The following is a 12,289-nucleotide window of genomic DNA, read 5'->3' on the forward strand; positions in this document are numbered from 1 at the left end:
ACTGAAAAAATGTCAGGCGTCGGTGTTGCCCAGGCCCAGCTCAGCCAGTACGCGGGCGCGGGACTCGTCATCGGCCAAGGCCTGTTCGATCGCCTTGCGAAAGCTCGGGGTGTTGCCCAAGGGTCCCTTGAGTGCCATAAGCGCCTCGCGCAATGCCATCAGCTTGTGCAATTCAGGCACCTGCTCAACCAGGTTCGCGGGGTTGAAGTCCTTCATGGAATTAATGCGTACCTGAATGGCGAGTTCCTCGATATCCGCCTCCTCCTGCAGGCGATTGCGCACGTTCAGCGTCAGGCTCAACGCCTGTTTGGCCAGCACGTCATCCAGGGTGTTCCTGTCGATCGCGATGGGCTTGCGATCTTCGAGCTTGCGCACATCCTCACGCTGGGTGAAATCGCCCAGCACCAACAGTTTCAACGGCAGCTCGACTTCTTCCTGCGCCCCGCCGATGGCGGGCTTGAATGTGATGTTGATACGTTCCTTTGGGGCTACCGAACCTTCTTTGGCCATGGTGCATCTCCGTTTTCAAGTGGCCCGAAAGCCTATTCAAGTGCCGCTTCAAGATCGAAGAGGCACAGCCTGCGATGGGTTTCTTCCTTGCGCTCGCGCACGGCGTGGTTTTGCGGCAATACATCGCAACAGCGGTAAAGAAGCTGGGTGACGTGAAGGGCCAGCTCCGGCTCCCAACGCTCCAGGCCGGTGCGTTGCAGTTCGTGGTCGAGGTGTTCAAGCTGGATCTTCGCCAGCTCATGCTTGCCGGCCTGTACACACAGGCGCGCCAGGGCCAGCCGCCAATAAAAACGCGCACGATCACTGCGCGCCGTGTACATGCCTTGCTTGAGTTCATGGATGGCGGCCTTGAGCCCGTCCTTTCGCAACCGCTGGGCTACCGCCTGCAAGGCGACCTCCCAGGGCGCGGCATCGGCATCGACCGTTACTGCGGTTGATTCGGGCATCTGCAGATGGCGGGAAACCTGCTGCGTGATCCAGTCCCGCGTGGCGGCGTCGGCAAACGGGACGCCGTCATGGAAGTGAAACGCCGGCAGGTCCGGCAGGCGTTGCAACAACAGGGCGAAGGTCACTTCCAGCTCAACCATGGCCTGCTCGGCCTGCAAGGCCTCCAGGCATTGCCAGAGCATGCGCAGCCCATCGAACCAGAACATCGCGCCGGCCAGGCTGGCTTCGAGCTCAAGCACCAGGTCGGCGTAATGGCCTTGGGCAAAGCGCTCCTGATAACGCCTGAGCTTGTCGGGAGCCGGCCCGCGCAAGACTGTGACCCGTTCATTGTCGGCGTCCGGATAGCTGACCAGCGCAAGCCAGGTCAATGTTCGATTCAGGCGCAAGGCACGTGCGTCAGTGGCGTTCTGGCGTAACCACCAGGTACACAGCGCACGAGCCTGTTCCTGCAAGTTGCGCAGCACCTTGTGGGCGTCTTTTTCGTTGTCCACCACCGCCTCGGGCCTGAGCAATTGGCCGGTTGCCTGCTTGACGTGGGCACTGACGCCGCTCAGCCCCACCGCTGGGGGATCGTCCTGCGCGGCGCGCTCCAGCCTCTGGGCCAATTGCCTGCGAATCGGCAGCAACAACGGCGCGTCGTTCCCCAAGTGCCTGGCCCAGAGCTCATCGAGGCACTCAAGATGCTCAAGCACGGCGCGGAACAGCGGTTGCTGGTTCTGCAGCAGCAGGCCTTGTACAAACAACGGTTCAAGGCGCAGCACCAACCAGCCGAATGCCGCGCCACGGGTACGCGGTTTTTCCGGGAAGACCACCGACCAATGATGTTCGCAGAGATAGCGCAGCAACCCGAGCCCGGCCAGCAGGCCCGGATAGGATTCACACTGATGCAATGCCCAGGCCAGCCAGACGGCGACCTTCAGGTCCTTGGACTGACGGTGCAACAGGATCTCGCTGGTTTCCAGGACCTTCTGCCAATCGGGCTGGCCACCGCCATGAATCGATTGCGCCTTGGCCAGCTCCAATTCCAGCGCTTCATATTCACTTGAAAAGCGCACATCACCGCCCGCAAAACATGTTTGCGTGCAGGGTGACCGTGCAACTTCAAGGTAATAATCACAAAGCTTGCTTGAATAAGCCATTTGATACCGCGCAACTCGTCCATGACAGGAAAGGCCAACTAAGCACATTTAAACCGTGCATCAGAAAGCCATCTACCCTTTGCCGGTAATTCCCGCAAAGCTCACGAACCTTAGTCACGGCTAAAACATTCAGCAAGCGACGGAACGACACTTAATCCTTTTCCTACAAGCGCACTGAATGCGAGATTGCGCAGGATTTTGCGCACCTAAACCACTGTATATACAAGGCCCCTGCGGCCCATACCACTATTTTCGCGACAATCGATGTGAGCAACTAAATGCACACTTATGCGCAACCCAGCAGTCACTAAATCAACCAAAAACCGTGCACTCCTTCAAAAATAGGAATTCAAATAACACGCCACCCCTGCTTTTATTGGTCAGCGCACTTTCAGGCACGCTTCTTGTTATAGGTCATTGTCCAGCCGGCCCAATGACCGGTTGGAACTACCTAATCAATCAGACAAGGAAACCCGTCATGCCAACACCCGCGTATCTTTCCGTCACCGGTGTCAAACAAGGTTTGATAACGGCAGGTACGTTTACCCAGGACTCGGTAGGTAACATCTATCAGGAAGGCCATGAGGACCAGATCCTGGTGCAGGCGTTTGCTCATCAAGTGATCATTCCACGCGACCCGCAATCGGGCCAGCCGACAGGCCAGAGGGTTCATAAACCCCTGATGATCAGCAAGGTCTTCGATAAGTCGTCGCCCTTGCTGTTCAGCGCACTGACCAGCGGCGAAGAGGTCAAGTGCCGGCTCGAATGGCTGCGCACCTCTTCGGCCGGCACCCAGGAGCACTACTTCACCATTGAGCTGGAGGGGGCGACCATCGTGGACATCCAGTCACGCATGCCCAATTGCCAGGACCCGGACAACGCCCACTTCACTCACCTGGAAGATGTGTACTTCACCTATCGCAAGATTGTGTGGACCCACGAAGTGTCCGGAACTTCCGGGTCGGATGACTGGCGCAGCCCGGTTGCGGGTTAAGCCGGATTGACGCAGAGGCGGCGCCAGGGAAGGCGCCACCTCTATCGGTTGCTACACCATCGCCAGCGGATGCTTGCGCTTGGGTGCGCCAAACACGCGATCAATGGCGTCCAGGTCGTGCTCATCCAGCACCAGCTTGGCAGCGGCTGCGTTGAGTCGCACATGCTCCGGGGTGACCGCCTTGGGAATGGCGATCACACCGTCCTGGCGCAACACCCAGGCCAGGGCAACCTGGGCGGGTGTGACCTCGTGGCGACGGGCGATCTGCTTGAGGGTCGGGCTGGACAGTAGTTCACCGCCCTGGGCGATCGGGCAGTAGGCCATTAAGGGCAAGTGGTGTTGTTGCCACCAGGGCAGCAGGTCGAATTCAATGCCGCGCTCTTCGATGTTGTAGAGCACCTGGTTGGTGGCGCAGGCCGGGGATGCGAGTTCCTGCAGGTCGGCGACATCGAAATTGGAAACACCCCAGCGACCGATCTTGCCGGCTTCGCGCAGGCGCTCGAACGCTTCTACGGTTTCTTCAAGAGGGTATTGGCCGCGCCAGTGCAACAGATACAGATCGATGTAGTCCGTACCCAGGCGCTCGAGGCTGGCCTCACAGGCACGGGGCACGCCCTGGTGGCTGGCATTGTGCGGGTAGACCTTGCTGACGAGGAACACCTGGTCACGCCTACCGCGAATGGCCTCGCCGACGACCCTTTCGGCGCCGCCCTCACCATACATTTCGGCAGTATCGATCAGGGTCATGCCCTCGTCGATGCCCAGTTGCAGTGCCGCCACTTCGGCACGGTGCCGGTCGGGGTGTTCCCCCATGCGCCAGGTTCCCTGGCCGATGACAGGAACGGGAACCCCCGCCAGATCAATGGTACGCATGACAACCTCCTGGTGAGTTCGCGGATTAACAGTGTGGCACTGACCGGACAAAAGGGTTCAATCGCAGTATGGTTACGCTTTGCCAAGTCGCCAGGAAGAACCCGCAATGCTGTTTGTCGTGATGCTCGGGGGCAAGCACCCACGGGCAAAAATTGAAGTTCACGATGTGGTGTTCGCTGCCGCGGACACGCTTGAATCGACCTACCCGCAATTACGCGCCGATTGGTTCGGCAGCCCCAAGGGCGTGCATATCGATTCGTGGATGGCCGTGGACGGTGTCGACGGTTGGAAAGTCGAACTCAGCCACCTCGCACCTGCCGCTGGAGCGCATCATCTGTATTTCATTAACCTCGGCGGTTATGAAGCCAAGAGTTTTGGCGAAGCCCACCACTACCTGCTGGTGGTTGCTCGCAACAAGCAGGAAGCAATGAGCAAGGGCAAGCAGAATACGCTGCGCCATTGGTCCCAGGCCCATACGGACGCTGTGATGGATATCGACGACTGCCTGCCCATCGACCTGGTAGCCGGGCGCTACATTCACCTCGTACAGGGCCCGCACCGACCGGTCATCCAACAGAACGACTATATCGTCCTGTCTTGACCCAACCCGAACCGCTCGGCAATCGCCAGGAACTTTGCCGGGAAATAACCGCCTGAATCCGGTAGGCTCACCCTTTTTAACTCAAGGAGTTACTCCCCATGGCCAAAGCCACCGCCCGTCACATCCTCGTTTCCACTGAAGACAAGTGCAACGAACTCAAGACCCAGATCGAAGGCGGCGCCGATTTCGCAGAAATCGCCAAAGCCAACTCCAGCTGCCCCTCCAGCCGCGATGGCGGCAACCTGGGTTCGTTCGGTCCGGGCCAAATGGTCAAGGAATTCGACACCGTCGTATTCAGCGCCCCGGTCAACACCGTGCAAGGCCCGGTGAAAACCCAGTTCGGCTACCACCTGCTGGAAGTCACCAGCCGCCAGGACTGATCCGGTCTGTGCTGATGCGATAAACAACGGCCCGCCTTCTGGTGGGCCGTTGTGCATGTGATGACTGGCGACGCTGATGCCGTTAGCGTACAAATCCCTTTTCTTCTTCACACGGCGTTCAAGGCTGATAATGCGATTGGCTTTTTCCTATCTACTAAGTTCGAGCCTGGCCCTGCTGCTGGCCAGCACTGCGGCGTTCGCGACGCCGCAACCGTATCTGACGGTGTACGGCGAACCGGCCAAGTACGCCGCCGGCTTCACCCATTTCGATTACGCCAACCCCAATGCACCCAAGGGCGGCAGCCTGCGCCGCTCGGCCATCGAGATCGGGCGCTACGACCATGTGCTGCCGTATATCGACAAAGGCATCGGCGTTACCCAGGTCGACGGCTGGGTGTATTCGCCGCTGGCACAGCGCTCCCTGGACGAGCCCTACACCGTCTACGGCCTGGTCGCCGAGCAGATGGAGCGCGCCGATGACGGCCTGTCCCTGCGTTTTTTCATCAACCCCAAGGCACGCTTTGCCGACGGTAAGCCGATCACCGCCGAAGACGTGCGCTACAGCTTCGACCTGCTGATGACCCAAGGCAGCCTGCGTTTTCGCACCCTGTTCGCCGACGTCAAGCACGTAGAAGTCGAAGGTGAGCGCCAGGTACGCTTCGATTTCTCCAGCAATGAAAACCGCACCCTGCCCTTGGACATCGCCACCCTGCCCGTCTTCCCGGAACATTGGTGGAAGACCCGCGACTTCGCCAACGGCGGCGGCTATGAAGCACCACTGGGCAGCGGGCCCTACACAGTCAGCAAGATAGACTCCGGCAGCACCATCACCTTTACCCGCGACCCGAACTGGTGGGGCAAGGATCTGCCGGTCAGCCGCGGCCTGTACAACTTCGATCACCTGAGCCTGGAATATTTCGGCGATACCGAAGTGGCCCGCCAGGTGTTGCGTGGCGGCGCCTATGATTTCAATCGTGAATTTTCCGCCACCGGTTATGCCATCGGCTACAACGGCCCGGCCCTGGACGATGGCCGCCTGCAGCGCGCCCACCTGGCCAAGGAAATGCCGCAACCGGCCCAAGGTTACGTGTTTAACGTGCAAAACCCGATGTTCAAGGACCGCCGCGTGCGCCAGGCACTGGCGATGCTGTGGGACTTCGAATGGGCCAACCGGCAGATGATGCGCAGTATGTACATCCGCCAGCAGAGCTTTTTCTCTAACAGCCCACTCGCAGCCAGCCAACCGCCGACCCAAGAGGAACTGGCGATTCTCGAACCTTTGCGCGGCCAGGTGCCCGACGAAGTGTTCACTCAAGTGTTCAAGGCCCCGGTCACCGATGGCAGTGGCATGATCCGCGATAAACAGCTGCAAGCCCTGGCCCTGCTGGAGGAAGCCGGCTGGAAACCGGACGGCGACAAGCTGGTCAATGCCGAAGGCAAGCCGCTGGAGTTCACCTTCCTCAATGCCCAGGCCGGCCTGGAGCGCCTGCTGTTGCCGTACAAGCGCAACCTTGCGCAGATCGGCATCACGCTCAATATCCGCCGCATCGACTCCTCCCAATACGTGAACCGATTAATGGCCAGGGACTACGACATGATCGTCACTGGCTTCCCCGTCACCACGTCGCCCGGCATGGAGTTGTACAACTACTTCGGTTCGGCCGCCGCCTTCGATCCCGGCGCGAACAACTACATGGTGCTCCAGGACCCGGCCGTCGACAGCCTGATCAAGGGCCTGGTCAAGGCCAACACCCAGGCGCAGATGCTCACCTACGCCCACGCGCTGGACCGGGTACTGCAATGGAATTACCTGTGGATCCCCAATTACTACCCGCCCGGCACCTCTGCTGCGTGGTGGAACCGCTTCGGCCGCCCGGCCATCGAGGCCAAGAACGAAGAAGCACTGGAAACCTGGTGGGAAATCAGCCCCACGCCACTGACCAACGAGCAAATGAACGTTGAGTTGAAAAAACACGGGGGTACGCGCTGATGTTTGCCTATATCGTGCGGCGCCTGCTGCTGATCATCCCGACGCTGGTGATCATCCTGCTGGTGAATTTCGTGATCGTGCAGGCCGCCCCCGGTGGCCCGGTGGAACAAGCCATCGCTCACCTGCAAGGCATCGGCGGCGGTGGCATCGGTGGCGCGTCCGGCGAAGGTGTCAGCAGCGGGTCCCGCGCCAGTCGTGGCCTGGACCCCAAGCTGATCAAGGACATTGAAAAACAATACGGCTTCGACAAGTCCGCGCCGGAACGCCTGTGGCTGATGCTCAAGAACTACGCGCAGCTGGATTTCGGTCACAGCTTCTTTCGCGGCAAGACGGTGATCGACCTGATCCTGGAAAAAATGCCGGTGACCATTTCCCTGGGCCTGTGGGCCACGCTGATCACCTACCTGGTGTCGATCCCCCTGGGCATTCGCAAGGCGGTGCGCCACGGCAGCAGCTTTGACGTATGGAGCAGCACCGCCATCGTCATCGGCTATGCGATGCCGGCGTTTCTGTTCGCGATGTTCCTGATCGTGGTATTTGCCGGCGGCACTTCGCTGAATTGGTTCCCGGTGCGCGGGCTGGTCTCGGAAAACTTCGAAGAATTGAGCACGATTGGCAAGGTCGCCGATTATTTCTGGCACCTGGTGTTGCCGGTGACGTCGCTGGTCATCGGCGGGTTCGCCACGCTGACCATCCTCACCAAAAACTCGTTCCTCAATGAAATCACGCGCCAATACGTGGTGACCGCCCGCGCCAAGGGCTTGAGCGAACGGCGCGTGCTCTACGGCCATGTGTTCCGCAACGCCATGCTGCTGGTGATCTCGGGGATTCCCCAGGCATTCATCAGCGTGTTCTTTGCAGGCTCCTTGCTGATCGAGGTGATCTTCTCCCTCGACGGCCTGGGCCGCATGAGCTACGAAGCGGCGGTATCGCGCGATTATCCGGTGGTGTTCGGCTCGTTGTTTATCTTCACCTTGTTCGGCCTCTTGATAAAACTGATCGGCGACCTCTGCTACACCCTGGTGGACCCGCGTATCGACTTCGCCGCGAGGAACGCCTGATGCTTGATCTGTCTCCCGTTGCCCGTCGGCGCTTCGAGCGCTTCAAGAAAAACCGTCGCGGCTGGTGGTCGCTGTGGCTGTTTATCGGGCTGTTTCTGCTGACCCTGGGCGGCGAATTGATCGCCAACGACAAGCCGCTGGTGCTGAGTTTCAAGAACGAGCTGTATTTCCCGGTGTTCAAGCGCTACACCGAGCAACAGTTCGGCGGCCAGCTGCCGTTCCAGGCCGACTACCGCAGTGACTACGTGCAAAAGCTGATCAAGCAGGACGGCGGCTGGATGCTGTTCCCGCCGATCCCGTTCAGCGACGACACCCCTAACTACGAACTGACCCGCCCTGCCCCCAGCCCGCCCTCATCGGTAAATTGGCTGGGCACTGATGATCAGTCGCGGGATGTGCTGGCCCGGGTGATCTTTGGCGCGCGGGTGTCGATCCTGTTTGCCTTGGCGCTCACTGCGATCAGCGCGGCCATCGGTATCGCGGCCGGTGCGTTGCAGGGTTATTACGGTGGTTGGGTGGACTTGATCGGCCAGCGCGTGCTGGAGGTGTGGTCCGGGTTGCCGGTGCTGTACCTGTTGATCATTCTGTCGGGTTTTGTCGAGCCCAATTTCTGGTGGCTGCTGGGGATCATGGCGCTGTTTTCCTGGCTGGCCCTGGTGGACGTGGTGCGCGCCGAGTTCCTGCGCGGGCGCAACCTGGAATACGTCAAGGCCGCACGGGCGTTGGGTTTGGGTGACGGCAAGATCATTCGTCGGCATATCCTGCCCAATGCCATGACGGCGACGCTGAGCTACCTGCCGTTTATCCTGACGGGGGCGATCTCCACCCTGAGCGCCCTGGATTTCCTCGGCTTTGGCATGCCGGCGGGCAGCGCGTCGCTGGGCGAACTGATCGCCCAGGGCAAGCAGAATCTGCAAGCGCCCTGGCTGGGCCTGACGGCGTTTTTCACCCTGGCGCTGATCCTGTCGCTGCTGGTCTTTATCGGCGAGGCGTTGCGTGATGCCTTCGACCCCCGTTCGTGAGTACGTGCGTATGAACCTCATCGAAATACGCGACCTCAACGTCGCTTTCAGCGGCCAGACCGTGGTGCGCAACCTCAGCCTGGACATGCGCCCCGGCGAATGCCTGGCGCTGGTGGGCGAGTCGGGTTCGGGCAAGTCGGTGACGGCCCATTCGATCCTGCAACTGCTGCCCGAGGCCGGTACGCACACCACCGGTTCGGTGAAGTATCGCGGCCAGGAGTTGATCGGTGCGTCGACAACCACCCTGCAGAAGCTGCGCGGCAACCGCATCGCGATGATCTTCCAGGAGCCGATGACGTCCCTGAACCCACTGCACAGCATCGAAAAGCAGATCGGTGAAACCCTGCTCTTGCACAAGGGCCTGGGCGGCAAGCCGGCGCAGGCACGCATCCTGGAACTGCTCGAGCTGGTGGGCATCCAGAAACCCCAGGAACGGCTCAAGGCCTATCCCCATCAGCTCTCCGGCGGCCAGCGTCAACGGGTGATGATCGCCATGGCCCTGGCCTGCGAGCCCGAGCTGCTGATCGCGGACGAACCCACCACCGCGCTGGACGTTACCGTGCAGCGCAAGATCCTGCTGCTGCTCAAGTCCTTGCAACAGCGCTTGGGCATGTCGCTGCTGCTGATCAGCCATGACCTCAACCTGGTGCGCAGCATTGCCCAGCGCGTGTGTGTGATGCGCGCCGGCGAAATTGTCGAACAGGCCAATTGCGAGACCTTGTTCACCGCGCCGCAGCATCCTTACAGCCAGCTCTTGCTGGATGCGGAACCCGCGGGCGACGCCGTGTGCGTTGGCGAACGCGAGACGGTGCTGGAGGTGAATGACCTGAGCGTGCAATTCCCCCTCGGCGGCGGGCTGTTTCGGCGCAAGCGCTACTTGCGCGCGGTGGAGGGCATCAGCCTCAGCGTGCAGCGTGGCAAGACCCTGGGCATTGTCGGCGAGTCCGGCTCGGGCAAATCGACCCTGGGCCAGGCAATCCTGCGCTTGCTCGATTCCACCGGCAGCATTCGTTTCCAGGGTGAAGCCCTCGACCCGCTGAATAACCAACAAATGCGCCCCTGGCGCAAACAGATGCAGGTGGTGTTCCAGGACCCCTACGGCAGCCTCAGCCCGCGCATGACCGTGGCGCAGATCATCAGCGAAGGCCTGGAGGTGCACGCGCCGTGCAGCCTGGCCGAGCGCGATGCGCAGGTGATCCAGGTGCTCAAGGACGTCGGCCTCGACCCCGCCACCCGGCACCGCTACCCCCACGAGTTTTCCGGCGGCCAGCGCCAGCGCATCGCCATTGCCCGCGCCCTCGTGCTCAAGCCGGCGCTGATGCTGCTGGACGAACCCACCTCGGCCCTCGACCGCACCGTGCAGAAACAGGTGGTGGGGTTGCTGCGTGAGCTGCAGGATAAATACGGCCTGACCTACCTGTTTATCAGCCATGACTTGGCCGTGGTGCGCGCCATGGCCCATGACATGATCGTGATCAAGGACGGCAAGGTGGTGGAGCGCGGCGCGAGCCACGAGGTGTTTGATGCGCCGCAGCATCCGTATACCAAGGAACTGCTGGCGGCGGCGCACATTCCTTTATAGACACTCCCCCTGTGGGAGCGGGCTTGCTCGCGAAGGCGGTGTATCAGTACCGTATAAGCCGGCTGACACACCGCTTTCGCGAGCAAGCCCGCTCGCACAAGGATCGCGATTCCATTCCCCATCTGTGTTGGTAGCCTGAACATGAACACCACCGATAGCCTCAAGGACTACCAACAGGTTCGTGGCCTGGCCATCCAGTCGCTGTTCGAGATCATCGAGCAGTCCAGCGAAGGCACGGTGATTGTCGACCGCGACGCCACCATCGTGTGGATGAACGAGCGCTACGCCAGGCGCTTCGGGCTCAAGAGCGCCGACCAGGCCATCGGCCAACCGTGCGAACAAGTGATCTCCAACAGCCTGTTGCGCCAGGTCGTGCGCAATGACCAGCCGATATTGCTGGACATCCAGGACACGCCCAAGGGCCCGCTGGTGGTGATGCGCCTGCCGATTCACAACGATGCCGGCGCGGTGATCGGGGCGATTGGCTTTGCGCTGTTCGATGAGCTGCGCAACCTGTCGCCATTGATCGAACGCTACCTGAGCCTGCAGCAGGAGCTTGCCTCCACGCGCTCGCTGCTGCGCTCACGGCAGAGCAAATACAACTTCGCGCACTTCATCGGCACCAGCGCGGCCAGCCTCGAAGTCAAGCGCCGGGCGCGGCGCAGTGCGAGTGCCGAATCGCCGGTGTTGCTGCTGGGCGAAACCGGCACCGGCAAGGAGTTGCTGGCCCAGGCGATTCACGGCGCATCGACGCGTGCACATAAGGCTTTTGTCAGTATCAACAGCGCCGCCATCCCCGCCGACCTGCTGGAAGCCGAGTTTTTCGGCACCGCGCCGGGCGCGTTTACCGGCGCCGATCGCAAGGGCCGTCCGGGCAAATTCCAGATTGCCCAGGGCGGCACGCTGTTTCTGGATGAAATCGGCGACATGCCCTTGCCACTGCAAAGCAAATTGCTGCGGGTGTTACAGGAAAAGGAATTCGAACCCGTGGGCTCCAACGAGATGCTGCACAGTGATGTGCGGGTGATCGCCGCCACGTCCATGGACCTGGAAGCGGCGATCAAGCGCGGCGAATTCCGCGCGGACTTGTATTACCGGCTGAACGTGCTGCCAATCCAGGTGCCGCCGTTGCGTGAGCGCCTGGATGATATTCCGGCGTTGAGCGAGGCCATCCTTGAGGAACTGCGCAGCCAGCACGAGCTGGATCAGGACGCCTTGGCCTTGCTGGCACAGCATGCGTGGCCGGGCAACATCCGTGAGCTGCGCAATGTGCTGGAGCGCGCGGCGCTGTTGAGTGATGACCTGGTGTTGGACGCCCGGGAAATCCGTGCAGCGATAGGTACGTTTACCCCGGTGGAGCGCAACCCGGTGCCAGCCGTCGAGGGTGAATCGTTCAGCGCGGCACGGGAGCGGTTCGATCGGCAGGTGATTGGGGCGGCATTGAGCGCGTGCGGCGGGAATGTGGTGGAAGCGGCCAGGCGGCTGGGGCTTGGGCGGTCAACGTTGTACAAGAAGATGGTAGCGCTGGGCATTAGCGAGTCTCAATAAAGAGACGAAATTCCACATACAGAGACATTCCAATGTGGGGGCGGGCTTGCTCGCGAATGCGGTGGTTCAGTACCGAATTCTCTGGCTGACACACCGCTTTCGCGAGCAAGCCCGCTCCCACGGGGGTCCTCATTTATCTCAA

The 12,289-nt window shown here is 60.9% G+C and carries 11 protein-coding genes; 8 read left to right on the forward strand and 3 right to left on the reverse strand.

Annotated features, from left to right (window positions below; all coding sequences use genetic code 11):
* Positions 1-12 precede the first annotated feature (12 nt).
* Both tssB and tssA read right to left on the reverse strand, forming a co-directional pair.
* Positions 13-510, reverse strand: a complete 498-nt coding sequence (gene tssB / locus ACLH0H_RS00610; protein ID WP_411380564.1) for a type VI secretion system contractile sheath small subunit — start codon at positions 508-510, stop codon at positions 13-15.
* A gap of 32 nt (positions 511-542) precedes the next feature.
* On the reverse strand, positions 543-2,096 hold the full coding sequence (gene tssA, locus ACLH0H_RS00615; RefSeq protein ID WP_411380565.1) for a type VI secretion system protein TssA: 1,554 nt from the start codon (positions 2,094-2,096) through the stop codon (positions 543-545).
* Between the two features lie 478 nt (positions 2,097-2,574).
* Between tssA and ACLH0H_RS00620 the strand changes: the two genes are divergently transcribed.
* On the forward strand, positions 2,575-3,090 hold the full coding sequence (locus ACLH0H_RS00620) for an Hcp family type VI secretion system effector (protein ID WP_411380566.1): 516 nt from the start codon (positions 2,575-2,577) through the stop codon (positions 3,088-3,090).
* 51 nt (positions 3,091-3,141) lie between these two features.
* Here ACLH0H_RS00620 and ACLH0H_RS00625 read toward each other — a convergent pair whose 3' ends face one another.
* On the reverse strand, positions 3,142-3,963 hold the full coding sequence (locus ACLH0H_RS00625; RefSeq protein WP_411380567.1) for an aldo/keto reductase: 822 nt from the start codon (positions 3,961-3,963) through the stop codon (positions 3,142-3,144).
* 106 nt (positions 3,964-4,069) lie between these two features.
* On the opposite strand from ACLH0H_RS00625, the gene ACLH0H_RS00630 reads away from it, so the two are divergent.
* From ACLH0H_RS00630 to ACLH0H_RS00660, 7 genes are all read left to right on the forward strand, one after another.
* The gene (locus ACLH0H_RS00630) at positions 4,070-4,564 is read left to right on the forward strand and encodes a DUF1543 domain-containing protein (RefSeq protein WP_411380568.1); all 495 of its coding nucleotides are present in this window, start codon (positions 4,070-4,072) and stop codon (positions 4,562-4,564) included.
* 98 nt (positions 4,565-4,662) lie between these two features.
* Positions 4,663-4,944, forward strand: coding sequence for a peptidylprolyl isomerase (locus ACLH0H_RS00635; protein WP_076950560.1), 282 nt, complete (start codon positions 4,663-4,665; stop codon positions 4,942-4,944).
* 130 nt (positions 4,945-5,074) lie between these two features.
* Entirely contained in the window at positions 5,075-6,934 is a 1,860-nt protein-coding gene (locus ACLH0H_RS00640; RefSeq protein ID WP_411380569.1) for an extracellular solute-binding protein, read from the forward strand.
* On the forward strand, positions 6,934-7,995 hold the full coding sequence (locus ACLH0H_RS00645) for a microcin C ABC transporter permease YejB (RefSeq protein ID WP_411380570.1): 1,062 nt from the start codon (positions 6,934-6,936) through the stop codon (positions 7,993-7,995). Before ACLH0H_RS00640 ends, ACLH0H_RS00645 begins: the two co-directional genes overlap by 1 nt.
* On the forward strand, positions 7,995-9,017 hold the full coding sequence (locus tag ACLH0H_RS00650; RefSeq protein WP_076950563.1) for an ABC transporter permease: 1,023 nt from the start codon (positions 7,995-7,997) through the stop codon (positions 9,015-9,017). The genes ACLH0H_RS00645 and ACLH0H_RS00650 overlap by 1 nt, the downstream gene beginning before the upstream one ends.
* Before the next feature lie 10 nt (positions 9,018-9,027).
* A complete protein-coding gene (locus tag ACLH0H_RS00655) occupies positions 9,028-10,599 on the forward strand; it encodes an ABC transporter ATP-binding protein (protein WP_411382479.1) in 1,572 nt (523 codons plus the stop codon).
* Between the two features lie 141 nt (positions 10,600-10,740).
* The gene (locus tag ACLH0H_RS00660; protein WP_411380571.1) at positions 10,741-12,147 is read left to right on the forward strand and encodes a sigma-54 interaction domain-containing protein; all 1,407 of its coding nucleotides are present in this window, start codon (positions 10,741-10,743) and stop codon (positions 12,145-12,147) included.
* The last annotated feature ends 142 nt before the right edge of the window (positions 12,148-12,289 follow it).

The organism is Pseudomonas sp. MPB26 (assembly GCF_046605355.1).
Taxonomy (GTDB): domain Bacteria; phylum Pseudomonadota; class Gammaproteobacteria; order Pseudomonadales; family Pseudomonadaceae; genus Aquipseudomonas; species Aquipseudomonas cedrina.